At 49.3% G+C, this 26001-nt stretch carries 21 protein-coding genes and 1 rRNA gene (1 of these 22 running past the window's edge); 15 read left to right on the top strand and 7 right to left on the bottom strand.

Annotation, left to right across the window (positions count from 1 at the left end):
• The 10 genes from AN963_RS29450 to AN963_RS29405 form a co-directional block, all read left to right on the top strand.
• Positions 1 to 218: ribosomal RNA gene (locus tag AN963_RS29450) — 23S ribosomal RNA — on the top strand (it extends 2710 nt beyond the left edge of the window).
• A 380-nt stretch (positions 219 to 598) separates the two neighbouring features.
• Positions 599 to 2023 carry an efflux RND transporter periplasmic adaptor subunit gene (locus AN963_RS29445; protein WP_055748114.1) on the top strand — a complete coding sequence of 475 codons (1425 nt, stop codon included), beginning with the start codon at positions 599 to 601 and terminating at the stop codon, positions 2021 to 2023.
• A 9-nt stretch (positions 2024 to 2032) separates the two neighbouring features.
• Entirely contained in the window at positions 2033 to 5179 is a 3147-nt protein-coding gene (locus AN963_RS29440; RefSeq protein ID WP_055748113.1) for an efflux RND transporter permease subunit, read from the top strand.
• An 81-nt stretch (positions 5180 to 5260) separates the two neighbouring features.
• Complete coding sequence (locus AN963_RS29435; protein ID WP_055748112.1) at positions 5261 to 5935, top strand: response regulator transcription factor; 675 nt, start codon at positions 5261 to 5263, stop codon at positions 5933 to 5935.
• Positions 5935 to 7227, top strand: a complete 1293-nt coding sequence (locus AN963_RS29430) for a sensor histidine kinase (RefSeq protein WP_055748111.1) — start codon at positions 5935 to 5937, stop codon at positions 7225 to 7227. The genes AN963_RS29435 and AN963_RS29430 overlap by 1 nt, the downstream gene beginning before the upstream one ends.
• 158 nt (positions 7228 to 7385) lie before the next feature.
• Positions 7386 to 7673: a HesB/YadR/YfhF family protein gene (locus tag AN963_RS29425; protein ID WP_055748110.1), complete on the top strand. Its 288-nt coding sequence runs from the start codon at positions 7386 to 7388 to the stop codon at positions 7671 to 7673.
• A gap of 122 nt (positions 7674 to 7795) precedes the next feature.
• Entirely contained in the window at positions 7796 to 8608 is an 813-nt protein-coding gene (locus AN963_RS29420) for a TrmB family transcriptional regulator (RefSeq protein WP_055748109.1), read from the top strand.
• A 14-nt stretch (positions 8609 to 8622) separates the two neighbouring features.
• Positions 8623 to 9357, top strand: a complete 735-nt coding sequence (locus tag AN963_RS29415; protein WP_055748108.1) for an AzlC family ABC transporter permease — start codon at positions 8623 to 8625, stop codon at positions 9355 to 9357.
• Entirely contained in the window at positions 9348 to 9677 is a 330-nt protein-coding gene (locus AN963_RS29410) for an AzlD domain-containing protein (protein WP_055748107.1), read from the top strand. Before AN963_RS29415 ends, AN963_RS29410 begins: the two co-directional genes overlap by 10 nt.
• A 124-nt stretch (positions 9678 to 9801) precedes the next feature.
• Positions 9802 to 10710: a hypothetical protein gene (locus AN963_RS29405; RefSeq protein WP_055748106.1), complete on the top strand. Its 909-nt coding sequence runs from the start codon at positions 9802 to 9804 to the stop codon at positions 10708 to 10710.
• Positions 10711 to 11615: 905 nt separating this feature from the next.
• On the opposite strand, the gene AN963_RS29400 is transcribed toward AN963_RS29405, so the two are convergent.
• The 5 genes from AN963_RS29400 to AN963_RS29380 form a co-directional block, all read right to left on the bottom strand.
• The gene (locus AN963_RS29400; protein WP_055748105.1) at positions 11616 to 12452 is read right to left on the bottom strand and encodes a transporter substrate-binding domain-containing protein; all 837 of its coding nucleotides are present in this window, start codon (positions 12450 to 12452) and stop codon (positions 11616 to 11618) included.
• A gap of 267 nt (positions 12453 to 12719) precedes the next feature.
• Positions 12720 to 13868 (bottom strand): o-succinylbenzoate synthase, encoded by a 1149-nt coding sequence (gene menC, locus AN963_RS29395; RefSeq protein ID WP_055748104.1) that lies wholly within the window; start codon positions 13866 to 13868, stop codon positions 12720 to 12722.
• Positions 13869 to 13870: 2 nt separating this feature from the next.
• On the bottom strand, positions 13871 to 15022 hold the full coding sequence (locus AN963_RS29390; RefSeq protein WP_055748103.1) for a M20 peptidase aminoacylase family protein: 1152 nt from the start codon (positions 15020 to 15022) through the stop codon (positions 13871 to 13873).
• A 52-nt stretch (positions 15023 to 15074) separates the two neighbouring features.
• On the bottom strand, positions 15075 to 16508 hold the full coding sequence (locus AN963_RS29385; protein ID WP_055748102.1) for a YfcC family protein: 1434 nt from the start codon (positions 16506 to 16508) through the stop codon (positions 15075 to 15077).
• A gap of 188 nt (positions 16509 to 16696) precedes the next feature.
• Complete coding sequence (locus AN963_RS29380; RefSeq protein WP_055748101.1) at positions 16697 to 18724, bottom strand: sigma-54 interaction domain-containing protein; 2028 nt, start codon at positions 18722 to 18724, stop codon at positions 16697 to 16699.
• Positions 18725 to 18867: 143 nt separating this feature from the next.
• Between AN963_RS29380 and AN963_RS29375 the strand changes: the two genes are divergently transcribed.
• Together AN963_RS29375 and AN963_RS29370 are read left to right on the top strand one after the other, a co-directional pair.
• Positions 18868 to 19539 (top strand): LytTR family DNA-binding domain-containing protein, encoded by a 672-nt coding sequence (locus AN963_RS29375; protein WP_055748100.1) that lies wholly within the window; start codon positions 18868 to 18870, stop codon positions 19537 to 19539.
• A gap of 149 nt (positions 19540 to 19688) precedes the next feature.
• Positions 19689 to 21203: an acetyl-CoA hydrolase/transferase family protein gene (locus AN963_RS29370; protein ID WP_055748099.1), complete on the top strand. Its 1515-nt coding sequence runs from the start codon at positions 19689 to 19691 to the stop codon at positions 21201 to 21203.
• 49 nt (positions 21204 to 21252) lie between these two features.
• On the opposite strand, the gene AN963_RS29365 is transcribed toward AN963_RS29370, so the two are convergent.
• Both AN963_RS29365 and AN963_RS29360 read right to left on the bottom strand, forming a co-directional pair.
• On the bottom strand, positions 21253 to 22038 hold the full coding sequence (locus AN963_RS29365) for a gamma-glutamyl-gamma-aminobutyrate hydrolase family protein (protein ID WP_055748098.1): 786 nt from the start codon (positions 22036 to 22038) through the stop codon (positions 21253 to 21255).
• A 112-nt stretch (positions 22039 to 22150) separates the two neighbouring features.
• Positions 22151 to 23626: an alanine/glycine:cation symporter family protein gene (locus AN963_RS29360; RefSeq protein ID WP_236708144.1), complete on the bottom strand. Its 1476-nt coding sequence runs from the start codon at positions 23624 to 23626 to the stop codon at positions 22151 to 22153.
• 140 nt (positions 23627 to 23766) lie between these two features.
• Here AN963_RS29360 and AN963_RS29355 point away from each other — a divergent pair, with 140 nt between their 5' ends.
• The 3 genes from AN963_RS29355 to AN963_RS29345 all read left to right on the top strand — a co-directional run bounded on the left by AN963_RS29355 (position 23767) and on the right by AN963_RS29345 (position 25978).
• Positions 23767 to 24540 carry a transporter substrate-binding domain-containing protein gene (locus AN963_RS29355; protein ID WP_055748097.1) on the top strand — a complete coding sequence of 258 codons (774 nt, stop codon included), beginning with the start codon at positions 23767 to 23769 and terminating at the stop codon, positions 24538 to 24540.
• A gap of 62 nt (positions 24541 to 24602) precedes the next feature.
• Positions 24603 to 25259 (top strand): amino acid ABC transporter permease, encoded by a 657-nt coding sequence (locus AN963_RS29350; RefSeq protein ID WP_055748096.1) that lies wholly within the window; start codon positions 24603 to 24605, stop codon positions 25257 to 25259.
• Positions 25256 to 25978, top strand: coding sequence for an amino acid ABC transporter ATP-binding protein (locus AN963_RS29345; RefSeq protein ID WP_055748095.1), 723 nt, complete (start codon positions 25256 to 25258; stop codon positions 25976 to 25978). Before AN963_RS29350 ends, AN963_RS29345 begins: the two co-directional genes overlap by 4 nt.
• The last annotated feature ends 23 nt before the right edge of the window (positions 25979 to 26001 follow it).

Genomic DNA, 26001 nt, shown 5'->3' with positions numbered 1-26001 from the left:
GCTGGTGCACCAGTTGTCACGCCAGTGGCACAGCTGGGTAGCTATGTGCGGACGGGATAAGCGCTGAAAGCATCTAAGCGTGAAGCCCCCTCCAAGATGAGACTTCCCACAGCACAAGCTGGTAAGACCCCTCATAGACGATGAGGTTGATAGGTTCGGTGTGGAAGCGTGGCAACACGTGGAGCTGACGAATACTAATCGGTCGAGGACTTATCCACACTCTTAGCAAACATGCAGATCCAGTTTTGAAGGCGCGAAAATGGAAAAGCTGTATTCTCGATTACTTGAAAAAGTAATGGAGAATACAGCTTTTTTTGTTTTACCATCGGAAAATATAAAAATTCCAAGGATGATAGTATAAGCGCAACATAGCGAGACTTCGAACGAAGAAAGAAAGCGAGACTTGTGCCCTTTGGGTACTAAGCCTTCGCCTGCCCAAAGGCTTGGCAAAGCCAAGTTTTCTAATATCCGGGGGGAAAACGGTATCTTTTGTTTTTTCAAATCTTATTCAAAAAAATCCATGCTCTAATGAAATTATCTATACATATGCCTGTCTTTTGGCCCAAGCCAGATGGCGGACGAAACGGAGGAGAGCAAGGTGAATCGAACGATTCGTAACATCACCATGGGCCTATTGGTTCTGGCTGTGGTGAGTGGGTGCTCAAGTAATCCTGAAAATTCGAACAGGAGAAATAGCCAGGCTGCCAGAGCTGTACCTGTTGAAGTGAAAAAAGCAGTGCAAGAGGAATTTGCGGTACAAATGTCGCTCTCGGGACGACTGGAAGCGATCCAACAGGTGGAGGTACCTTCGAAGGCAACTGGACGCGTGCAGCAGCTGCTCGTAAAAGTAGGTGACCAAGTAAAGAGTGGACAACCTCTGGTAGTCTTGGACGGCGAAGAGCTGCGAATCCAAATGCAAAAGGCCCAAGCCTCCATGATGTCAGCCAAGGCAAGATATACGGAAGCGACCGAGGGAACAGAGGCAGAGGTACTGGCTCAGACTGCCAACTCCTTAGCTGATCTCCAAAATAAGGCGAACGCAGCAAAAGTAGATTTAGATCGTGCGCAAAAATTATTTAATGAAGGAGCTATTTCTACAGCAGAAGTGGAGAAAGCTCGCTTGGCTTTGGCTTCTGCTCAGACGAACTTGGAGAACCAAAAGCAAAAGGCACAACAAGAGAAAAAGGGGCCGACACAGGCGTCCCTGGATTCAGCTACCGCGACTTTGAAGCAGTCTGAAGCAGATTATGCGCTGTCTCAATTGAACGTATCAAACCTGACGATCAAGTCCCCTATTGATGGTGTCATCGGCGCACTCACAGCCACCGTAGGGGAAAATGTATCAAACAACGCAGTCATCGCTCAAGTCATTAACATTTCTACGATGAAAGTAACAGCCAAGGCGAGTGAAGGTCAGGTCGGCCAATTTGAGCCGGGACAAAGCGTCTCGGTAAAGATTCCATCGGCGAATATGACTGTGAATGGAAAAATTACGTCCGTGAGTCCGATGGCAGATACAAGCAAATCGTATCCTATCGAAATCGAGGTTGCGAATACGGATCTGCGCGTAAAAGCAGGTATGGTTGCCTCTGTAGAAGTCAAAGGAAATCCGCATAAAGTGATCATCGTGCCACGCGAAGCTGTCATCACGAAGGCGCAGAGCTCGTACGTTTTCGTAGTCGAAGGTGATAAGGCAAAGCAAGTGACTGTCACTACGGGTGAATCTGATGGAACGAAGATCGAGATTCTAACCGGATTGCAAGGTGGGGAGTCTGTCGTTGTGCAAGGGCAAAATACGTTGACTGCCAATGCCACGGTAGCCGTAATTGATCCGAATCAGGCAAAAAATGCAGCGGGCAAAAAGTCTGGAAATCACGGACAAGGCAATGGCGCCGGTTGGCAAGGCGGCCAGGGTGGCCAAGGTAGTAAAGGCGGACAAGCCACCCCAGGTGGCCAATCCAATCCAGCAGGACAACCAAACAGTACAGGGAACCCCGAGCCTTCGGCAGCCCCAAAAGGATAGGTGAGCCCCATGCATATATCGGAACGCGCCATTCGTCGTCCCGTCACAGTAATGATGGGAGTCCTCATCGTGATTATTTTGGGAATCATGTCATTGAGCCGGATTCCTATCGACCTGTATCCAAAGATTGAAATACCGACCATTGCGGTCATTACCAGCTATTCGGGGGTAGGTCCCGAAGAGATGGAGAATCTCGTCACGAAGCCGGTGGAGCAAGCCGTCTCCTCAGTAGCTGGTATCAAGTCAGTGACGTCCACGTCCAGGGAAGGCTCCTCGATGGTCATTGTTGAGTTTTCCTACGGTACCGACCTAGATAAGGCGGTTACGGAGGTTACCCAAAAGGTCGAGCGTGCGAAGCGCTCCCTTCCGGATGATGTAGATTCCCCAACCGTTGCTCGTATGGACCCGAATAGCACAGCGGTGCTGACGTTGGCTGTTTCGGCAGACATGGGAGCCGACCAATTGAAAAGCTTTGTACAAGACCAGATGGCACCATCGCTCGAACGGATCAATGGTGTCGCATCTGTATCCGTTTCCGGTGGTTTGGACAGGGAAATCAAGATCGTGGTCGACCAGAGCAAGCTAGAACAGTACGGTATTTCGCTCTCGGATATCAGTCAGCAGTTGAAGAGTCAGAACCTCGACTCGTCCGGGGGAAATATCACGGAAGGCGGCGTATCTTACACCGTCCGTTCCTTGGGAAAATTCAAGTCGGTGGATGACATTCGCAAGGTTTCTATTCCTATGAAGGACGGAAGCCGGATTTTCCTCGAAGATTTGGCACTCATCCAGGATGGCTTTAAAGAAGTATCGATTGAGAACACCATGAACAACCAGACAACTGTCACGATGTCGATCATGAAGCAGTCCGGTACCAACACGGTTGCTGTCGTCGATGATCTGTATGCGGAGCTGGACAGACAAAGGGCAAGTATGCCGCAGTCGATGTCCGTCATGGCACTCTCCGATCAGTCCTCGTTCATTCGAGCGTCGATCGATACACTCGTGCATGACACCCTCATTGGTGGGGCGCTCGCGATTCTGATCATTCTGCTCTTCCTGAAGAGCGCGAGCAACACGGTCATTATCGCGACGGCGATACCGATCTCTGTCATTTCCACGTTTACGCTCATGTTCTTCGCCGACATGTCGATTAACATCATGAGCTTGGGTGGACTGACGCTGGGGATCGGGATGATCGTCGATGACGCGATTGTCGTATTGGAGAATATCCACCGTCATCGCGAGACAGGTTTGTCCATTAAAGAGTCGGCAGTCAAAGGGACAAAGGAAGTGGCGATGCCGGTTATTGCCGCTACCTTGACGACAGTCGCTGTTTTCTTCCCGATTGTATTCGTGGAAGGTGTCACGGCTCAGCTGTTCAGGGACTTGGGCGTCACGGTATCCTTCTCCCTGCTCGCATCGCTGATCGTTTCGTTGACGGTTACACCGATGCTGACTTCCAAATGGACGATGTCACACAAAAAAGCAGCGTTGAAAGCCGCCGAGCACGCAGAGAAGCGAAATGACTCGCGAGGTTTGGCTTTTTACAGACGCATTCTCAACTGGTCCCTGCATCACCGCAAATCGGTCCTGGCGATTGGACTAGCCTCGCTGGTAGCAGGTGTAGGTCTGATTCCGTTTATTGGTTCTGAGTTTATGCCGACATCCGACCAGGGCCAAATCAACGTTTCCATTTCCATGCCGAACGGGACCGAGCTGGAAAAAACGAAAGAAGCAGTCACGCAGGCAGAGGCCATTTTGGCTACGATTCCAGAAGTGAAGACCATCTTTACAGCGTTGGGTTCCACCAATGCGACGCGCGGCAACTCTGCCTCCACTTCAGCCGGATCGTTCTTGTTGATTCTTTCTGACAAGTCAGAGCGCCATCGTACAACGGCAGAAGTTACTGACGAGATCAGGCAAAAGCTGAACCGCTTCCCGGGAGCAAGGCTTCGGGTAAGTGAAGCCGGTGGCGCGACATTGCCAGGTATGGGTGGTGGCGGCGGACAATTCGGTGGATCTGCACCGATTTCCTACGCGATTCGCGGAAATGATGAAGATACATTGAAGGAAGTAGCGGAAAGCCTGACAGCAGCAATTGGCGAGGTTCAAGGTGTCCGTGAAGCGGACAACAACCTCGAGGAGTCCCGCCCGGAAATTCAGGTCAAACTGGATCGTGTACGTGCGGCTGATTTGGGCGTAACACAAAGCCTCATTTCCAGCACGATTCAGACGGCATTGAAGGATCAAGTAGCGACCAAATACGAAACAGCAGGGACGGAAGTGGACGTTACGCTCAGCCTTAGTGATGGGCAAGTGAGCAGCATGCAGGAAATCGGGAATCTGTTGTTGACGACACCAAAAGGTGAGCTGATTCAGATCAAGGATGTAGCCGATGTCGTGATGGCAAATGGCCCACAAGCGATCCAACGCTACAATCAGACTCGAGTAGTCAACGTCACGGCATCGACGGCTCCTGGTCAAGACCTGGGTACCGTCACAACCGCGATTGATCAAGTCCTGGCGACCTATCCGATACCGCCGGGGTATACCATTGAAAAGCAAGGGCAAAATCAGCAAATGGATGAATCGACCAAGAGTATGCTGATTGCCTTTGGACTGGCGATTGTACTCGTCTACATCATCCTGGCAGCACAATTTGAGTCGATGGTGTATCCGCTCTCGATCATGCTGTCCGTTCCTTTGTCCATCTTTGGGGCGACATTTAGCCTCTGGGTAACGGGAAGGCCAGTCAGTGTTCCTGCCTTTATTGGACTCATCCTGTTGGCTGGACTGGTTGTGCGTAATGCGATCGTACTGATCGACTTTACCAATATTTTGCGAAGAGAAGGTATGGATCGTACGGAGGCTCTGCTCACCGCAGGTCCAGTACGTCTACGTCCGATTTTAATGACGACATTTTGTACCGTATTGGCGTTGCTGCCATTAGCCTTGGGCTTGGGTGAAGGTGCAGAAAGCCAAGCACCTATGGCGACTGTGGTTATTGGTGGATTGCTCTTTTCGACCATGCTGACGCTCGTTGTGATTCCAGTCGTTTATGCTATGCTGGATGATATCACGATCCGATTGAAAAAAGTGGTACGCATCACATTGCCATTTCGTAAGCCAAAAACGGTAGGCATCGAAAAATAAAAACCTCTATCGAGGCTTATTCATTTTTACACGATAAAGAAGCTTTTCCTAGCGGCTTTTTCAGATGAAAGAGGGATACGTATGCTGATTCTTGCAGTGGAGGATGAACAAGCTCTGCTTCAGACGATCGCTGGAGTCTTGACGGATGAAGGCTATCAAGTGGACATTGCTGAGCGTGGAGACGACGGACTTTTGCTGGCGCAACGGGGAATCTACGACTTACTGGTGCTCGATATCATGATGCCAGGCATGGATGGACTGACACTGGTCAAAACACTTCGCGCCAAAGGAATTACGACGCCCGTGTTGTTTTTGACGGCAAAGGACAGTGTGAAGTCACGCGTGGAAGGCTTGGATGCCGGTGCGGACGACTACTTGGTCAAACCATTTGCTGCAGAAGAGCTGACAGCCCGAGCACGAGCCCTATTACGCCGTAACGGAAAGACAGGAACAGAGGGGGAGATGTCATACGGCCCTCTCTCTCTGAAAGTAAATGAATACGACGGCTTCATCGACGACGAACCTATGAAGCTGACCACAAAGGAATACGAGCTGCTCAAATACTTTCTGCAAAACCGAGAACAGATCCTGACCCGCCAACAAATTTTTGATCGGGTGTGGGGGATCGATTCAGACGCCAATTACGGGGTAGTCGATCTGTACGTTCACTATTTGAGGAAGAAACTGGGTCCCTATGAGAGCTTTATCCGCACGATCCGCAACGTGGGCTACATTTTGAAAAGGGAAGAGCGATAATGTTTCAAAAAACCCGGATTCGCCTGGTGACCTTGAACGTCATCGTCGTATTCTTACTGCTGAACGGTCTGGGTAGCGCGGTTTACTTTACCATGAAGTATCGACTGTATTCCCAAGTGGACCGTGAGCTGACAAAAGTAGCGCAGCGATTGACGATTGATCCTCTGCCACGTCTTCAGCGGATCAATGAGGACCCTTTTCCATACAACCGCAGTGAGCGCAAGAAATTTAACGAACTGGACCGCAGATATGCCCTGATCGCCTGGGATGGACTCGGGCAAGTCATTGGTACGGTATTTGGAGACCGACTGGAGCCGGAGGATTTGTCCAAGTTCCGGCATATCAACAAGCCGGATGGGATCGATACCATGTCGATTGACGGTCAAGTCTATCGGGTGCAGACCGTCACTATGCCGAAAAAGGTGGTCATCGGTGATCATATCCAGATCGCCATGCAATATCAAGTCGTATACAATTTGGCGCCTGAGCAGAACATGCTGAGCAGCTTACTGTATGTTGTAGCGATTGGGGATGCCGTCAGTATCGTCATTGCGGTGGTGGCAGGCCTCTTTCTCGCCAGAAGGGCACTCGTCCCGATCCAGGTCTCCTGGGAAAAACAGCAGCAATTCATTGCGGATGCGTCCCATGAGCTGCGTACGCCTCTGACAGCTATTCTAGTGAATCTCGAGCGCTTGTTTCGCTATCCCGATCATACGATTGAACGGGAGAGCGAAAAAATCATGATCGGGATGCAGGAGGCGCGCCGTCTGAGCAAGCTGGTGTCCGATTTGCTGACACTGGCACGCAGCGATTCGAATGAACTCCAAATCATGAATCAAAGGCTTCGGCTAGACGAGCTGGTACTCAAATGCACCCAGGTGTTTTCACAGATGGCAATCGTCAAGGAAGTCAGCCTGGAGACAAACATTGAGCAGCCGCTGGAAATCATCGGTGATGAAGAACGTCTACACCAGCTGTTGGTCATCCTGCTGGACAATGCGTTGAAATACACAAATGAAGGCGGCAAGATCTTTGTATCATGCAAGCGCGAGGGACAACGAGTGGCGGTCATGATCAGGGACACCGGGATCGGCATTCCCAAAGAGGACATTCCCTTTTTGTTCGATCGCTTCTTCCGCGTAGACAAGATGAGGTCAAGGCAAACAGAAGGGACAGGCTTGGGATTGTCCATCGCCAAATGGATCGTGGATGCACATCATGGCAAGATCCAGGTGAGCAGTGAAGAAGGAGTGGGGACGAGTTTTTTACTCAACCTGCCATTAAAGCAATAGAGCAGCAAAACAAAGAGCCGATTTCCATGAAGAGGAGATCGGTTTTTTTGTGGGTATATTAGTATACTTTTTTACTGTACATATTTAGAAAGTAAGGTAAACTACAGAAGAGAGGAATACTATCTAAGAGAGCTTTCTAATGAAGGAGTGTGGAATAGATGAATCTGACAGTGACTTCTGCTGCAGTCGATTGGTTTCGTCAAGAGTGGGGCTGCGTTCCGGGAGACAGTATTCGTTTCTTTGTCCGCTATGGCGGAGTGAGCACCGTGCAGGACTCCTTTTCCATGGGAATTGCCAAGGAACAGCCAAATGAAATAGGGATCTCTACCGTGGTGGATGGCATCACTTTTTATATGGAGAAGGATGAGCTGTGGTACATGAACGGACAAGGATTGACCGTTGATTACTTGGCAGCGACGGACGAGGTCGATTTTAAACTGACCTAAATAGATATGGATAAACGGGTAGAAGACAGAGGGCGTGATCCTCTGTCTTTTTCTATTCAGATTGACATCTTCAAAGGGTAGATATTATAGTGAGTATAATACTAACTACTAAAGGGGCGGCTATGGAAGAAATCTATAGAGAGCTGCAGAAGCTGGGTTTTTCTCAATACGAGTGCAAAGCATATATAGGACTTCTAAAGAATCATCCGATCACGGGTTATGAAATCAGCAAGAGATCGGGAGTGCCGCGTTCGATGATTTATGAGGTAGTCGGGAAGCTAGTCGATAAGGGGGCCGTTTATACGGTACCGTCCGAACCTGTGACATATGCGCCGTTGCCGGCCAAAGAGCTAATTTCCCGGCAACGCAAGCAGTTTGAACAATCGTTTGATTATCTGGAGCAAGAGCTCTCAGCGCTAGAAAGTGAGCGCGAAGTCGATGTCATCCGACGAATTGACGGGGATGAGCTCGTGATTGCTGAAATGGTGGAGATGATCGGGAAAGCAAGATCAGAGCTCTGGTTGTCCATCTGGGAACCCCAGGTACCTTTTATTCAAAATGGAATCGATGCTCGCATCAAAGAAGGGATCGATGTTTTTTCTGTCCTTTTCGGCGAGGAAAAAACACAAATAGGAATCACCTTTCATCACGATTACATGTCTCCGGAAGTAGCTCAGGAGCGCATGGGCGGCCGACTGACGATTGTGGCTCGTGATCAGGAAGAAGTGCTGATCGCAAACTTTGGTCCTGGCACGAGTACGTGGGCTGTGAAAACACAGGATCCTGCTCTGGTATTGGTGGCGATTGAATATATCAGGCACGACATTATGTTTGCGGAAGTGACCAAAGAGCTAGGCCCTGAGAAAGTGGAAGCCCTTTGGAGAAATAAAGCGGATCTTTTTCATGTGGTAACGGGCAAACGATTCAAGGGATAGGAGGAAGAGATAAAGTGAGGGAGCAAGACATACGTCTGAAGGCAGATGCGGCAATCGAGAGAGAAGATACCTTTCTCCAGGGAGTAAAGGACTGCATTCCGACATTATTGGGGTATTTGAGCATTGGATTGGCTGCAGGGGTCGTGGAAAAGACAGCGGGCCTCAGCGTGGCTGAAATCGCGCTGATGTCGATTTGTTTATATGCGGGCTCTGCCCAATTCATTGCGGCTGGCATGATGGCTGCAAATGGATCGGCATCTGCGATCATCATCACGATTTTCTTCGTCAACCTGAGACATATCCTGCTCAGTGCGGCTTTATCGCCTTACTTTCGGCATCTGACGCCTGTACGAAACATGCTGATCGGATCGTTACTGACAGATGAGACATTCGGTGTCGCCATCAACGAAGCGGCGAAGCGCAAGCGCATTAGTGAAAGATGGATGCACGGTTTGAATATTACGGCTTACCTCAATTGGATTCTCGCGAACATTGCTGGGGCGTATTTTGGACAGTGGATTGTGGATCCGGAGAAGTTCGGTCTGGACTTTGCGTTGCCTGCCATGTTTATTGGGTTGCTGGTACTCTCCATGGTTAGCCGAAAGAAATGGCGGCTGGATGTGGTAGTAGGGATCAGCGCAGTCGTGATTGCTGTAGGAGCCTCACTCGTCCTTGGCGGAAATGTCGGGGTCATCGCGGCGACTGTGATTGCCTCAACGATAGGGATGGTGATAGAAAAATGGAAGTAAGATGGGACGTCATGTTGATTATACTAGGTACAGCTGTCGTGACATTCCTCCCAAGAGTGCTGCCCCTGATGCTGCTTAGCCGAATGGCCCTACCAGAATGGGGAGTACGCTGGTTGAGTCATGTCCCGATCTCCGTAATGGCTGCGTTGGTCGGGCAGGAGCTGTTTTTGCACGAAGGAAAATGGGCTCCCTTGGCAACGAACGTAGAATTGTTGGCTGCCATCCCGACATTCCTGGTAGCAATCAAGACGCGCAGCTTATTGGGGACGGTAGTGGCTGGCATGGTCACGATCATGCTATTGCGTTATTGGGTTGCGTAGCAGTCCTATTGTGTAAGCTCCGAAATAAACGGAGCTTTTTTATTTTTCTTATTTTTATACTTAACAAATAAAAATGTTTGTTATATTATGGATGCATAGCACATGGAAAAAGGAGGAATGGCAAATGCATCGGTTGGTGGATTCTTATTTGGAGCTTGGGGTAGTGGGGATGGCACGTGCGGCATCATCGGGATGGTTCGGAGGGCATTACGGAGCGGCGTTGTTGGCTGGCTATTACATGACGCGCGAGCATGATTTGCCTGAACATGTGATCGATGGGATCGAACGGACTTGTGAGTCGTACCGCGAGCTAAAGCCAGATTGGTTCTTGCCTTTGGAGGATAATGAGGAGGCAGATCCTGCGCTTTTGCAAAAGGTTTTGGCGGGCTTGGAGGAAAACGTGAAGCAGCTGCGCACTTCGGGTCATGGACTGGCGCTTGGTGTACTCGCTTTGAAAGCGCTGCGCGAGCGTCCTGATCTGATCCGTCCGACAGTGGTAGAAGGGCTGGTCACTCTATTGAAAAAGACAACAGAAGACAGGAAGGATCGATATTGGGGGATTGCTGATTACTTTGAAGTGACGGCAGCAGATATCCGTGACATACCAGCGTACCATACGACGTTGGAAATGGCGGAAAGGACGTTTGGCGAATTGCCCCCGGTCGTTCAAGGGCGTGTCATCGAGGGGGTCATCTACCATTTTTCCGGAGAGGTCGACCACAGTATTACGCATGCGCAGGCTTTAACCGATCTGGAGCGTTTCGGGTACGGGGAGTTGACAGCCAAAGGCATGGTCAATCATCGCGTACAGCTCTACCTTGATCGCCAAATGCCCGACTTTGTTTTAGCGGATGAAGTAAAGGAGCCGGCGTTTGATCGCATTACATCTCCTGACTATTGGGCTAAGACGTACAAAGACCCTCATGCACTCAAAGTGCCTTACGCAGCGCTGGATTTGCTGAAGCGCCTTCCAAAAGAGGAGCGGGAAAAAGCGGAGCGGGACGTATGTAAGCTTTTGACGCTCATGGATTAAGTCAGGAAGAAACTATGCCACGTACAGCAATCAAAGCGGTCTGTATGATGACATCCTGGAGTATTTGAAAAACAGTTGATTTGTGACTGGTCACTCGTAGACAGAAACACTCGTCTGTCCAAATTAAATCGTGAAAAATCCCCCTATGGGAAAAGGGGGATTTCCTATGTTTTACTATCAGAAAGTATAAGTTTTGGGCAAGGTTAAGCTCCTATTTCTTTTTTTTCGATCAAAAGGACTTTCTAAAAGTTATGGTGGTACCAACATAGCGGAGGTTAGGAGAAGCAGGTTTCCGATCTGCGCTCCAGCCTACACCCTGCAAAGGAGATTAGACTGTCCGCTCCACAACGATTCACGGGGAAGCGGTAAAGGAGAAGCCGCTCCGAAGCGAACACAGAGGTACCGCTTCTGGTTCCCGTGAATTCGTTGTTCCGCTAAGTAGGGTTCCGGAGTCGCTCCGCCTGGAAACCTGCTTCTCCTGCGAGCTGTTGTGGTTTCTGCCACCAGGTATTAAGAGGTTCTAGGGGAAAAAAGCTTAGTTTCCCAATCGTCGCGCTTCGAAGGACATGGGTAAATCAAGAGAAGAACGAGTCGTCAAATATGTCTGTTCGACGTGTCACGGGTCGATTGAATACGCAGAACGAAGCTTTCGTTCTTCTTAGGCATTGTCCCATGTAGGGTTTTTCTCAAAAAACTTCTTGGAAAGCTACCAAGAAAAGGTAAGTAGGAAAGCCAAAGCTGGCCGAGGAAAAAGGAGTGGGTGTATTTCCCTCGTTTTACTTAACTGAATCAGAAAGTATAAAATTTCTTGGACAATCCGCCTGATTCAGCATGAATAACTTTCCGCTTAGCGCGGTCGTCCCCCTATGAACAAGCCACGATAGAGGTTTTTTTACTTTTCCTTGTTAATCCATCCACTTATTCGTTATTTTCTCCAAATCCCCTTTGAGGGTCATTTCTTCCATCCACACATTGACCCAATTGCCGAAGACAAAGTCCCCGCGAGGCATTAAAAATCCCATTTGGCTCTTTGTAAACGTCTGGTCGGTCAGCGGGGCGTAGAGCCGTTGGTCCTCTTTCGCATACGATTTCGCTTCGATACTGTCGGTGATCATTACATCAACTTCTCCAGAGGCCACTTTTCCGGGAATCTCCAGATTCTTCTCGAATACGATAATCTGCGCGTTTTTCAAGTTTGCTCTGACAAATTTTTCGTTTGTACCTCCTGGATTGACTCCAATTTTCACGTTTGGCTGGTCGATATCTGCCAAGCTTTTATATTTGTCCTTGTCAGCCATTCGAATCAGTGGAGATTTTCCAAAATTGATATACGGATGGGAGAGCTGAGCTTTTTTTGCGCGCTCAAGGGTACGAGTGATGCCTCCCATGGCAATGTCATACTTGTCGGCCAGCAGATCATCCATCAGTGTTGGCCATGTCGTCTTGACAAAGACCACTTTGACACCCAGATCGTCCGCCAGTTTTTTCGCCAAATCGATATCGTGTCCTTCATACTCGCCTGTTGTCGGATTTAAGTATGAAAAAGGTTTGTAATCTCCCGTCGTCCCTACACGGATGTAGCCATTTTTCATAATCGCATCGAGTCGGGATTCAACTTGCCCATACACTTCCGGACCTTTCTTTGGTTCCGCAGACATGGCAGCAGTGCCGGAAACGAGCAAGCCGACAAGCAGGATGAAAGACAGCACAAAGGTTAACCAATTATTATCAGTTCGTTTCATGATACCAACCCCTTAATATTTCCTTATTTTTTTAACATTCAGATAAATTCTCTTCTTTTTCTGTAATTCCTTCACAAGAAAACCCGGAGCATAGCTCCGGGCCAGGCCGCCTCGTTCACAATGACTAACAAGTATCGATAGCTTAACATTCCAAACATAAAGGCAGCCATTAACAACCGGCTGCCTTTTCTACGGGTTCGATAGCTTAGCAAATACATCAGATGCTGCGCCTGCAGACCGCTATGGATCTCCCTTTTCCTATACACCTTACCAGTTCGGAATGACAGTCGTCGTCGACTCGCGGTTGGCAAAATAGCTTTTATGTTCCACGAGGGCATCGCGGACAACATCTTCATTGATGACCATCCCGATACCTGGAGCGGTCGGCACGTCCAGGACACCCGGTGCAGCGAAGTCGATCATCGGGCTGACTACATCCGCCGCAAAGTAACGGTGAGAAGGAGAGGTGTCGCCAGGTATGGTGAAGTTGGAAAGTGATGCGATCGCGATGTTGTGAGCGCGTCCGATTCCTACCTCCTGCATGCCTCCACACCAGACAGGGACGTTGTGCGACTGGCACAGGTCGTGAACCTTTTTCGCCTCGGTCAGACCGCCTACGCGCCCAATTTTGATATTGATGATCCGGCAGCTTCCCAGCTCGATGGCTTTGCGCGCATCCTCGACGGTGTGAATGCTTTCGTCGAGGCAGATCGGCGTTTTCAGTTCTCGCTGCAAGGTCGCATGGTCGATAATATCGTCGTGGGCCAGAGGCTGTTCGATCATAATGAGACCAAATTCATCGAGCTCTTTGAGCAAGTCGATGTCTTTTAGCGTGTACGCGGAGTTGGCATCTGCCATAAGCGGAACATCTGGACCGAACTTTTGGCGGATCGCACGCATCGGCTCCACATCAGCGCCGGGCTTGATTTTGACTTTGATTTTCTTGTAGCCATCGCGGATAAAGCCGTCTACTCGTTCCAAAAGCTTTTCAATGGTCGGCTCGATACCGATACTGACGCCGACATCGATCGTCGTGCGTGTGCCACCCAATGCCTGAGAGAGGGAGATGCCGTTCATCTTCGCATACAGATCCCAGATGGCACCTTCCAGCGCTGATTTAGCCATATTGTTGCGGCGCATCCATGAAAAAAGGTGAGACACATCGTCGGGATGTTCGATCTCGCGAGTGAAAAGCTGCGGGATCAAATATTTCTCCAGCATGTACCAGACCGTATCGACGTCCTCCTCGTTGTAGACAGGGACATCCATCGCGACGCTTTCTCCAAAGCCAACGTACGGGCCGCTGTACGCACGGACGAGTACGCATTCTTTGTGCGTCTCGAGCCCCATGCTCGTTACAAACGGGGCAGTTAACGGGATTTTGATACGTTGCAGGTCAACGCGTTCGATTTTCATGATTATCTCTCCTCAACATTAGGATAGCGTTCAAAGGTAGCCATTACAGTCCGTGTCAAAATCTCGATTCCATCGAGTAAGGCTTCCCGATCAAAGGTCATATGCGGGTGATGCAAGCCGGGAGTGAGACCGCAGCCAAGTCCGAGCATGGTGGCACGTAAATGCGGACGTTCCTTGGTGTAATAATGAAAGTCCTCAGCGCCAGGAGTGGAAATCGGAGCTTCCAGTTTATCTGGACCCAGCGTCTGCATGATTGCATTTGCCATGATCTGTCGGGCTTCTTCGTTTACTTCAGCCGCATACACGCGCTCCGTGATGTCGTAATGCACAGGTACTTCGTACAACTGGGCGATATGCTGCAGGATGTGTTCTACCTTGTTGAACAGAGCATCGATGGCTTCGTTCGTCTGGGCCCGCAAATCCAGATGGAAGTGGGCAGACCCCGGAATGATGTTGGTGCTCTTCCCGCCAGCAGATAACTGCGTCATTTTCACGGAATACGGGATGAGTGGGTCCAGATGGATGCCTTTGAGCTGTTCTACAATCGCGGCGGCCACCTCAATAGCATTGACCCCAAGATGGGGACGCGCTCCGTGCGCATCACTGCTCTGGATGTGACCGGAGATTGTTCCTGCCGCACCGTGCAGAATGGCAGAAGCAGCCGTTCCATTCGGTATCTCCTGGATCGGGCGCAAATGAACGCCGTACAAATAATCAATCTCGTCCACCACTTGTTTGTTTACGAGGGTGAGTGCGCCATTTCCGGTCTCTTCGGCTGGTTGAAAGATGAGACGTAATCGACCAGGAAGCTGGATGTTCTGTGCTTGCAGAACCATGAGAACACCCATCGCCATGGTCATATGAGCATCGTGACCGCAGGAGTGATTGGCGCGAAAGACACCGTCTACTTCTTGCCACAAGGCGTCCATATCGGCGCGCACTCCTACGGTAATAGAGTCGGGAGTAGCATGGCCATAGTCTCCCACGACCCCGGTCACATCCTCAAAGGTGGTGACTTGGCAGCCGTGCTTGCGCAAAAAATCAGCGACAAACGAGGTAGTCTGATCCTCCTGCCAACTCACTTCCGGATGCTGATGCAAGTGATCGAATAGAGAAAAGATGGCAGTCCGTAATTGTTCGATAGTAGTACGCATGGTTCCTCCCTATGATATTGGACCAACTGGAAAGCTGGAATACATGATGGATTTAGGTAATGCCCAGGAATACGGCAGTGATCAGCGCGATGCAGGCAATCAGCGCCCAACCCAACAGTAGCTTCCAGATGAATTTGACCCATTTTTCATAAGGGATACCGGCTACCGCCAAATAACCCATCAAAGCAGAAGAAGTCGGGATGATCGAGTTGGTAACTGAATCGCCGTATTGGAAAGCGAGAACGGCTACTTGACGCTGGATGCCCAGCAGGTCTGCAATCGGAACCATGATCGGCATCGTGGTCGCAGCTTGTCCGCTACCAGAAGAAATGAATAGGTTGAGAACTGCCTGGATCAGGAACATAGCAATGACGTTAATCGCGTCAGGCAAATGACCGATGGCGGAGGTCAGACCGTAAATCATTGTATCGATGGTTTTACCGTCTTCGAGTACGACCGTAATAGCACGGGCAAAGCCGACGATCAAAGCACCAAAGGTAACCGCCTTGGCGCCTGCCACAAACGAATCAAACAAATTGTTGACGGAGAGCCCACCAACGAGACCAGCGACCAGACCCATGATCAGGAACGAAGCGGTGAGCTCAGTCAGGAACCATTCGTATTTAAAGACACCGTATACGTTGCAGGCAAGACCAATGACCATGACCAGAAACACCAGCTTGTGGCGGGTATTCAGCTCTGGAATATCCATTTCTACCTTTTCTGAAACCGCTTGCTTTTCTAAATCGTAAATGACACTCTTGGTCGGGTCAGCCTTTACCTTGTAGGCATAGCGCATGACATACCAGATGGCAAAGCCAAGAACGATGACGTAGATAACGGCGCGGAACGCCAGTCCGGAAAAGAGTGGGAGCTGCGCGAGTGATTGGGCGACCCCTACTGTAAATGGATTGAGCATGCCGCCCATGAAGCCGCTGGCAGCACCCATGGTGATCATCGCGGTACCGGTGACAGCGTCAAAGCCCATAGCCCGAGCAAGCGCGATGCCGATTGGAACGAAAATAATACTTTCTTCTGCCATCCCCATGGTGAATCCACCGATGGAAAAGAGGAACATGGAGGCAGGGATTAGCAGCTTTTCTCGACCTTCTAGATGGCGTACTCCTTTGTGTATCCCTGATTCGATGGCACCCGTAGAACGAATGATGCCAAAGACTCCACTGACGATAAAAATGTAAAAAATAATTTGGGCGCCTTTTTGCATCCCGTCAGGAATTGCTTTGAACATGTCAAAGAATCCGACAGGGCTGCTTTCGACTGCATGGTAGCTGTCATTCACGACAATGGTTTTGCCGGAGGTAGCGTCCTTGATGCGCTCAAATTCCCCTGTAGGTAGCACATAGGATGCCAAGGCTGCCAATACGATCATGATAAAAAGAATGGCGTAGGTATGAGGCACGGAAAAACGTTTTTTGGCTGGCGTTTTGTCAGACGCGGAAGCCGGAGAATGATGTTGTGTAGCCATGAGGTCACCTCGCTTGTAATTGTTACAACTCAGTGAATAAGCAAGGGGCGTGCCAAGATTCGACATAGTTCGAAAAAAGGCGATATCTCCGGTTTTGCGTCGTGATCAATCAAGATCGCTCGAGCTCTTTAGGAATATTTATTAGGATTAATCACACCTAATAACGCCTAATAAAATACGTAAGAGGCTTAAATCCGTGCGAGGCTTCGCAGCATGTCGATGCCATCTAGTGTAATGGTCGTGCCTTGCCGTGTCGTTCCCGATCGTACCAGACCTCTCTCTTCCAGTTGCTTGAGCTTGTTGCGCAAAGCGCTTTCTGTCCATCCGTTGGAACGAAGGGCGGGAGAATGAGCGAGCTGGTAGCGCCCAACCGGTTTGTTGGTGACATAGTATTGGTACAAGCACAATAACAAATCCACGTCTCTCTCGTCGGTTGCACGGAAAGCGGAAGACGCAGCGATCGATTTTTCCGTGAAGCGATCCGTTAAACGCTTTGGCAGATCGTTGATGGTGATCACCGACTTTTCACAAACGGCAGTCGCATAATCCACGACATTTTTCAATTCGCGGATATTCCCGCGCCAGTCATGGCTGAGTAACAGCTCCATGACGTCAGGAGACCATGTTTTACGAATGCCTTGGCCGTTCAGATGGTCCTCGATCAGCAGGGGAATATCACTGATCCTCTCACGCAGCGATGGAATCTCGATAGGCAGAACAGCCAGACGGTAAAACAAGTCTTCACGAAATTGTCCTTGCACCACGGCTGCCTCTAGGTCACGGTTTGTTGCGGCAATCACGCGGCTATCCACGGAAAGAACGCCTGTACCACCGACGCGAATCACTTGTTTTTCCTGCAGAACGCGCAGCAGCTTTACTTGAATGGCTGAAGAAATGTCTCCGATCTCGTCGAGAAAGATCGTCCCTCCATCCGCTTGCTCAAACAGACCCGGCTTGCCCCCTTTGCGCGCACCCGTAAAAGCTCCGTCCTCGTAGCCGAAGAGCTCACTTTCGAGCAAGTTTTCCGGTAAGGATGCGCAGTTGATCGCGACAAAAGGACCGTTCTTACGTAAGGAATGCTGGTGAATGGCATGAGCGAATAGCTCTTTTCCGGTCCCGTTTTCCCCGAGCAAAAGGATGGTCTGATTGTTTTTCGCCATCTTTTTACTGACTTCCATCGCCTTTTGGATGGGCTCGCTCTTTCCTTTGATATCCGCGAAAGTGTAAGTAGCGGTATGACCTCGTTGTATGAGCTGTGTCCGCAGACGCTGGATCTCGGTCACATCTTTTAGCGTGCAGACAAAACCGAGACGCTCATGGCGACGGCGGATGCTTTGACTGCTGACGATAAACTGCTTATGTGCGAGAGTGACCAACGTATCTTCCTGACCCTCCTGCTCAAAAAACGGCTCGAGGAAGCTGTGCTCTGCAAGTACGGCATACGGCTGTCCGACGACATCAGGCTCATGAGGGCAGAACATTTCCACGGCCACGTCGTTGATAAATGTGATCTGGCCTTGCTGATTGCAGGCGATTACAGGATCGCGGACGGCCTGAAAGGTGGACTGGAGCTGACTGTTCAGCTTTTGCACCTCTGCATACGAGGTACCTAACAGCTTGGAGAGCTCGGACATTTCGGCAATAAAAGCGGAAAGGTACTCACGCTCCCATTCGACCGGGACTCCTACCTTGCGCCCAATATCAATCAGATCATGAATGTGGATCTTGCGGAATCCTAGGTCAATCAGCTCCAGATGGGGAGGAGGAGGGACATCCGGGATGCTCATGATGACGGCATATTGAATGGTCGGGTCGTCAAACGAGCAGCCCGGATGAAAAGGAATGTAGTTGAGATGATCCACGTTTGCTTCCATCAAGTTTTGAATGACCTCTTGAGCCGTGACAGGCGAATTGTTCATGACGGGAACCGTCGTGCCTGGCGGAATTTGCATCAGAGCTTTGAGTTTTCGCAGCTCAAAGAAACGGTTCAGGACCGTAATGGGAACTTCATCCGCCACCGCCTGCCGAGCGATCGTGTATAGCTCGGGTGACTTGGTCGTAAGAAAAACATGGGAAGCCTGTCGCAGATCTGGGATGTACTGTTGACTGGCATAGCCGACAACGCGACAGTATGGCTCAAAGTACGCTTTTAGTTCTTTTAGCAAAAAATCAAGGGTATCCGTGCCTTTGGCAATCAAAACAATGGTGTGATCCATGCTGCACCACCTTTTATAAAGCAATTGCTTCCATGATAGCATAATGGGTCAATCCAGATGGAAAGACAAGGTTCGCTCGAAGGCACGAAAAATGTGGTTTAATATAAGGAAAGACTAAGTCAGGATGGGCAGGGGGAATCATAATGGATAACACGTTGGTGCCAGAAGTGCTGCAAATGATCGGTGAAGTCGTGCCAGATGGTGTGTCCATCGCAATATCTGATGGTTCGCAGTACCTGTACTATCAGCCTAGCGCTATCATTGATCTGAAAATCACGCCAGGCGATGCGGTACCGATTGGATCTGCTACCTATCAAGCGCTGCAAGAAATGGGAAAAGTAGGCCACTATGTGGAAAGTCGCGTATTTGGCGTGCCTTACTACGGACTGTCACTTCCGTTGGTCAGTCATGGACAAGTCATGGGGTGTATAACGGCCATTTATGCTCCGCAAGCTTTGCCAATGGCTGCTCCGGAGCCTCGCGTATCCTTTTTGATCGGAAAAGATGAAAATGGCTGGTTGCCGTTATCTCTGAACGACATTGTGTACATCAGCTCCAATGAAGGAAAGACCTTTTTGCATACAGCCAGTGCCTCTTATGCCAATAAGTTTTCCATGTCCGAGCTCGAAGGGATGCTACCACAAAGACAGTTTGTCCGTTGTCATCGTTCTTACTTTGTGAACGTGGAATCGATTGGATTCATTCATCCGCACTTTCACTCTACTTTTTTGCTGGAAATGAAGGACAAGCAAAAAACACGGGTACCGGTAAGTCAAACGTACTCCAGTTCGTTTCGGCAATTGCTGGGTTTTTGACGCTGTATAATTGAGAATCGTTCGCGGCTTAATTTTCTGGCTTTCCCTCCGGTTATTCTGCTTTGCGTGAAATCGAGTGCCCGCTCAGATGTCCTATGCTAGTGTAGATACAACTAAAGGAACCATCAACATTTCGGGGGGTCACTATCATGTGGGAGCGCTTACGCGATAAACGAATGGCTGAAAAAGTCGTGACAGCTGAGGAAGCTGCCAGCTGGATCGAGAATGGCATGACGATCGGGCTAAGTGGCTTTACGAGAGCGGGAGATTCCAAAGTCGTGCCAGTAACCTTGGCAGAACGGGCGAAAAATGAAAACAAACCTTTCGGGGTCAACGTATATACGGGTGCTTCTATGGGAGCAGATGTGGATTCGGTAATGGCGGAAGCTGGGATTGTTCTCAAGCGTCTACCATTCCAAGCCGATTCGACCATGCGCAAAAAAATCAATGACGGCAGCATTATGTTTGTTGACCAGCATTTGTCTCATACAGCTGAGCTGATTCGTGGCGGTGCTCTGGCCCCGATTGATTATGCGATTGTGGAAGCGGTTGCAATCACAGAGGATGGGATGCTTATCCCATCTACATCCGTGGGCAACTCCAATATTTTCGTGGAGCAAGCGAAGCACGTCATCATCGAGCTGAATCTGGCACAGACTGCCGAGCTCGAAGGCATTCATGATATTTACACGCCAGCCAAACAAGGGGAACGGGAACCGATTCCACTCGTCTCGGTCGATCAACGGATTGGAACATTGGGTATTCCTGTGGACCCTGAAAAGGTGAGAGGAATTGTCGTAACCAATATTTCCGATTCACCTTCCTCCATCGTCCAACCAGATGAGGAAACGGCTCAAATCGCAGCGCACCTGATCGAGTTTTTGCGTCAGGAAGTCAAGGTAGGGCGTTTGCCACAAAGCCTCGCACCGTTACAATCCGGAATCGGGTCTGTAGCGAATGCGGTGTTCAACGGCTTTTTGGACTCGGAGTTTACCGATCTGACCGTATATTCGGAAGTGCTTCAGGATGCGGTGTTTGACTTGCTGGATGCAGGGAAAATCGCTTTTGCCTCTGGCTGTTCCATCACGCTGACGGATGAGAAGATGAAACATGTGGCGGAAAACTTTTCGAAATATCGTGACAAGCTGATGCTTCGTCCTCAGGAGATCACCAACCATCCGGAAATCATCCGTCGCCTGGGTCTGATCTCCATCAATACCGCGATCGAAGCAGACATATACGGAAACGTAAACTCCACCAACGTATCCGGTACGAAAATGATGAACGGTATTGGTGGATCTGGCGATTTTGCCCGCAATGCGCGTCTGGGTATTTTCGTTACCAAGTCCATCGCGAAGGGCGGCAGCGTCTCCAGCATTGTTCCGTTCGCTTCCCATGTGGATCATACCGAGCATGATGTGGACATCATCGTCACCGAGCAAGGACTGGCAGACCTGCGTGGCCTGGCCCCTCGCGAACGTGCGCTGAAAATCATCGATAATTGTGCGCATCCAATGTACCGTGATCAACTGCGTGCCTACTACGAGGAAGCACTCACACGTGGGGGTCATACACCACATGTGTTGGAAAAAGCATTCTCTTGGCATGTACGTTTTGCGCAAGAAGGAACGATGCTGGAAAAGGAACCGGCTCTGACTCGTTAATTGTCAAAAAAAGCGATGCCCTATATTTAGGGGCATCGCTTTTTTTATGTTAGCTATTCACATAGTCACAGAGCTGTTGTGATTGGGTTTTTCGATTATTTATAAAATCTACAAACATTTCAAAGAGCTTCAGTTGTTCCTGATCAATTTGAAACATCATTTCAGGATGCCATTGTACGGCGAGAAGAAAAGGGTACGAAGGGTGCACGATCGCCTCGATGATTCCATCCTCTGCCACTGCCGCTACTTCCAGACCGTCTCCAAGCTTGTCTATCACCTGATGATGGAAACTGTTCACAGCCAACTCTTCTTTGCCGAAGCATGTATAGAGAGCTTGATCTTTTAGGAGCTTTACGTTGTGGGCTGTACTCCATTTGGGTGCCATATACCCTGCATGGTTGATCTCAGTAGGATGGTAACGCTCGAGATCTTGTATCAGGGTTCCGCCGAAATAGACATTGATCAGCTGCAAGCCTCGACAAATCCCAAAGATGGGCATGTTTTTTCGAACGGCTTTATCGAGCAGCTTCATCTCGAAATTGTCCCTGACCGGATCCATATGTCCCAGCCCTTTTTTGTACGGTTGTCCATAGTATCTCGGGCTCACATCACTGCCCCCGATGAGCATGAGGCCATCGAGCCTGTCCAAGACCGAATCGATATAACCTTCATCATCGATAAGCGGGATGGGCATAGGGATACCACCAGCTTGTTGGATGCTGAGAGGATCGTCAATCGCTGAGGTGAAGTGGTCCTGGGCAACGGCAAACCTGTGCTTGTTTTCCTCAAAGGCACTGACAAAGTAAGTGGTGCAACCGATAAGAGGTTTTATCACATTCCATTTCTCCTTCATAGGTTTCTCATGTGAACGATTTTAGGAGACAAATACCGAAGAAAAATCAAAAGATTGTGTGATCGAGTAAGAATTTGATTTGATAGAGGTTTTCTTAACGTTCACCCAATTCCCTTTCCTGCAACTCAACCTTTTTGTCTTCGTAGAACAGAAGCATTTCCTCGTCAATTTTACCGATTTTCAAATACCTCGCTTTATAATCCAGCACGAGCTTTTTGAACTGATGGCTCAAAATCAACAGGAGAAACATGTTGATAAAAGTGGGAACGGCCGTCATGATCCCTGTCATCAGCCACACGTCCTTGTCAGGAAAATGAAACGTGACGACATAGACGACGAAAAGAAATTCAGGAAAAGCACAAAATACTTTGACGTACCTCAGCACGTGCCTTTTTAGCTTCGGATTCTTTTGGCACAAATGCTTCACCATAATCTCCCTGTTCGCGTACCAGCCGCTTGCCGTGGTGAGAGCGAACAAGAAGAGAATAATCGTAACCAAGTACTTTCCTGTTGTCCCCAACGTCAGTTCAAAGGAATGTAGAGCAAGGTCGATGCCCGTACGCCCGGAAACCCAATCGCCTGACAAAATGACCACAAAAGCTGTAATCCCGCAAATCACAACGCTGGTCAAGAACACCTCGAATCCGCCCCATAGTCCTTGCTTTACCGGGTGGTCGACATCTGCCGTTGAATGAATCACGGGTGTGGTTCCCCAGCCAAATTCGCTGGTGTAAACAGCCTGCGATACGCCCATCGTGATGACCTGAGACAAGGTCGCTCCGGCAAAGCCACCGAGGGCTGCCGATCCTAAAAAGGCATGCTGCATGATTAATTCGAGGGCAGGAATGACCTTTTCCAGATTCATCACGATAATCAAGCAACCCAAAAATAGATAAGACAGAATCATGAGGGGAATAACGATTTTAAATACCTTTCTCAAAAATGGAAGTCCACGCATGATGATCCCGTAGACCATCACCGCAAATAGCAGTGACACCCAAATGATATTCAGATTGAAAGTAGAGCTGATCGCAGTGGATGCTACGTAATTTTGAATGGAGATGAAAACGGGTGCGAGCATTCCCGCTACAAACAATACAACGAGAATCTTCCAGCTGCGCACATTCATCTCTTCGCCAATGCCTTTTTCGATGTACACTGTCGGTCCGCCAATTCTATTTCCTTCCTCATCTCTCGTTCGGTAATAGACGGACAACGTTACCTCAGCCATTTTGATAATCATGCCGACAAAGGCAGCGACCCACATCCAGAACACGGCACCCGGACCGCCGATGGATATGGCTGTGGCGACACCGCCAATACACCCCACTCCAACCAAACAGCCGATGGCAATATTTCCAGCGTGAAAGGAAGATAATGCTCCGTCTGTGCGGATGCCTTCTGATTTGCTGCGTATGGAAACCAGAACTTGTTGAAAGAACTGTCTCAGATGGTGCAGCTGAAAAAATCTGTTTTCCATCGTAAAGTAAAATCCCGCAAATAGAATGGCAAAAGGCATGGGAACATCCCACAAAACTTTTACGACGGAATTGACTATTTTCTCTAGCAAGGGAGCCCAACCTTTCCTTGAAATGTGAAGCAGTCGACAAGGTTCACGAATTTTCACATATTTCCTCGAAATTTATTTTACATTATTTTTTTACGATATAGGCAGATAGATAATACATTTTTCATCGAGGAGGGTTTATCATGATTCGTCGGAAATTTTGGTTGTCGCTGGTGGCGGCATGTTTGACTACGATTGGCCTGGCTGGATGTGGATCACAGGAGACGGGTGGAAGCACAAGCAGCTCTCTCATTTTTGCTGTCGCTCCAGATGGAGGCGCTTTCAGTTCCAGAGACAGCGCTGGAAAACTCACGGGATTTGATATCGAGCTCGTCGAAACGCTTGCAGCTAAGGAAAACCTCAAGGTTGAGTGGAAAGAAATGAAATTTAACGGAATCATTCCTGCCCTCCAGGCAAAGCAGGTGGATGGTGCGGCTGCTTCGATCACGATTCGGGATGATCGCAAGCAAGTAACCAATTTTACAGATCCGTATTTCGATTCCGGCCTGGTCATGGTCGTAAAAAAGGATAGCCCAATCAGTTCAGTGAATGACCTGAAGGACAAGACGATCGTAGCCAAGCAAGGCACATCCGGTCTGGAAAAGGCGAATGAGCTGGCCAAGGAACACGGTGCAAAAGTGAAGATTCTGGAGGATGAAGCGACGCTTTATATGGATGTAGAAGCGGGCGGTTCCGATGTGTTGATCAACGACTTTCCATTTGTCGCCTCTAAGATCAAATCAGGAACGGCAGCGAACCTAAAGATCATCGGTGACAAATTGACGGGTGAAGAATACGGCATCGCAATTACCAAAGGAAAAGAAGACGTATTGGAAAAATTCAACAAGCATCTGAAAGAAATGAAAGAGAACGGTGAGTACCAAAAACTATACGACAAATACTTCGGCTCGAACTAATGGGTGCGGTTTCGCACCTGTTCCTCCATATACCCTAATTTCTTCAGGAAAGGAAGCGAAGAATGGAAACTGTAAGCCTGATTGCAGATGCGGCTCCACTCCTCATGAAGGGGCTTGAAAACACCGTAAAGGTGGCGTTTTTATCTCTGTTATTTGCGACCATTCTTGGGTTGTCTTTTGGCCTGCTGCGCGTATCGAAACGACCGTTTCTACAGATGATTGCGAAGGTATACGTCAGCATCATTCGCGGGACTCCTCTCTACGTGCAGGTCATTTTCTTTTACTTCGGCTTGTTTCCACTTGTTTTCGGACGTGCCACCGATGCAGTATCTGCCGGAATCTTTGTCCTCAGCCTCAATGCGGGAGCGTATCTCGTAGAAATATTCCGGGCGGGCATCGAATCGATTGACAAAGGTCAGATGGAAGCGGGCAGGGCCATCGGCTTTTCCCATGGACAAACCATGACGTATATTATCATGCCGCAAGCGATCAAGCGGATGATTCCTGCGATCGTCAATCAGTTTATTATCAGCATCAAGGATACTTCCCTGCTAGCAACGATCGGGATTGCAGAGCTGACATTTTCGGCACAGACGATCTACGCAGTCAATTTTAAGGCATTCGAATTCTTGGGCGCAGTCGGCATCATGTATTGGATACTCATTAATGTGCTCACCTGGTTCTCGCATTGGCTAGAGAGGAGGCTGGCGACAGGATGATTCAAGTCCGGCAATTGACAAAATCATTCGGTAATCTGCACGTGCTGAAAAAAATCGATGCCCAGATCAAGCGACAAGAGGTTGTGTGCATCATCGGTCCCTCAGGCTCTGGCAAGTCTACTTTTCTCCGGTGCTTGAACCTGCTGGAAGAACCATCCTCAGGCGAGGTCTTGATCGGCGGAGCTAACATCATGGACAGGCAAACCAACATCAATGCCATCCGTCAAAAGGTGGGAATGGTTTTTCAGCAGTTTAACCTCTTTCCTCACAAAACGTCGTTGGAAAATATCACGATGGGTTTGATCAAGCTCAAAAAGTGCAGCAAGGCAGAAGCGGAAGAAAAGGGAAGGAAGCTGCTTGAAAAGGTAGGCTTGTCCGAAAAAGCGGATGTATACCCCAGAAATCTTTCCGGCGGTCAGCAGCAAAGGGTGGCGATCGCTAGGGCATTAGCGATGGAGCCGGAGATCATGCTTTTCGATGAACCCACATCTGCTCTTGACCCGGAGATGGTGGGGGAGGTTTTACAGGTAATGAAAAACCTGGCTCAGGACGGAATGACGATGATTATCGTCACGCATGAGATGGGCTTTGCCAGGGAAGCTGCCGATCGGATCTTGTTCATGGACCAGGGGACGATTCTGGAGGAAGGTACACCGGAAGAATTGTTCAACCACTCCAAACAAGAAAGAACGCGGGAGTTTTTAAGGAAAATCTTATAGATCCCGCTACTCATTTAGGCCTC

It is taken from the genome of Brevibacillus choshinensis (assembly GCF_001420695.1).
In the GTDB taxonomy this organism is placed as follows: Bacteria; Bacillota; Bacilli; order Brevibacillales; family Brevibacillaceae; genus Brevibacillus; species Brevibacillus choshinensis.
Note: the sequence above shows the minus strand (reverse complement) of the source record. Positions and strands in the feature narration are given on the sequence as shown.

Excerpts from the sequence above, each read along its gene's own strand:
- AN963_RS29440 (WP_055748113.1), top strand. The coding sequence starts at position 2,033 with ATGCATATATCGGAACGCGCCATTCGTCGTCCCGTCACAGTAATGATG.
- AN963_RS29435 (WP_055748112.1), top strand. The coding sequence starts at position 5,261 with ATGCTGATTCTTGCAGTGGAGGATGAACAAGCTCTGCTTCAGACGATC.
- AN963_RS29430 (WP_055748111.1), top strand. The coding sequence starts at position 5,935 with ATGTTTCAAAAAACCCGGATTCGCCTGGTGACCTTGAACGTCATCGTC.
- AN963_RS29425 (WP_055748110.1), top strand. The coding sequence starts at position 7,386 with ATGAATCTGACAGTGACTTCTGCTGCAGTCGATTGGTTTCGTCAAGAG.
- AN963_RS29420 (WP_055748109.1), top strand. The coding sequence starts at position 7,796 with ATGGAAGAAATCTATAGAGAGCTGCAGAAGCTGGGTTTTTCTCAATAC.
- AN963_RS29410 (WP_055748107.1), top strand. The coding sequence starts at position 9,348 with ATGGAAGTAAGATGGGACGTCATGTTGATTATACTAGGTACAGCTGTC.
- AN963_RS29405 (WP_055748106.1), top strand. The coding sequence starts at position 9,802 with ATGCATCGGTTGGTGGATTCTTATTTGGAGCTTGGGGTAGTGGGGATG.
- AN963_RS29400 (WP_055748105.1), bottom strand. The coding sequence starts at position 12,452 with ATGAAACGAACTGATAATAATTGGTTAACCTTTGTGCTGTCTTTCATC.
- menC (WP_055748104.1), bottom strand. The coding sequence starts at position 13,868 with ATGAAAATCGAACGCGTTGACCTGCAACGTATCAAAATCCCGTTAACT.
- AN963_RS29390 (WP_055748103.1), bottom strand. The coding sequence starts at position 15,022 with ATGCGTACTACTATCGAACAATTACGGACTGCCATCTTTTCTCTATTC.
- AN963_RS29385 (WP_055748102.1), bottom strand. The coding sequence starts at position 16,508 with ATGGCTACACAACATCATTCTCCGGCTTCCGCGTCTGACAAAACGCCA.
- AN963_RS29380 (WP_055748101.1), bottom strand. The coding sequence starts at position 18,724 with ATGGATCACACCATTGTTTTGATTGCCAAAGGCACGGATACCCTTGAT.
- AN963_RS29375 (WP_055748100.1), top strand. The coding sequence starts at position 18,868 with ATGGATAACACGTTGGTGCCAGAAGTGCTGCAAATGATCGGTGAAGTC.
- AN963_RS29370 (WP_055748099.1), top strand. The coding sequence starts at position 19,689 with ATGTGGGAGCGCTTACGCGATAAACGAATGGCTGAAAAAGTCGTGACA.
- AN963_RS29355 (WP_055748097.1), top strand. The coding sequence starts at position 23,767 with ATGATTCGTCGGAAATTTTGGTTGTCGCTGGTGGCGGCATGTTTGACT.
- AN963_RS29350 (WP_055748096.1), top strand. The coding sequence starts at position 24,603 with ATGGAAACTGTAAGCCTGATTGCAGATGCGGCTCCACTCCTCATGAAG.
- AN963_RS29345 (WP_055748095.1), top strand. The coding sequence starts at position 25,256 with ATGATTCAAGTCCGGCAATTGACAAAATCATTCGGTAATCTGCACGTG.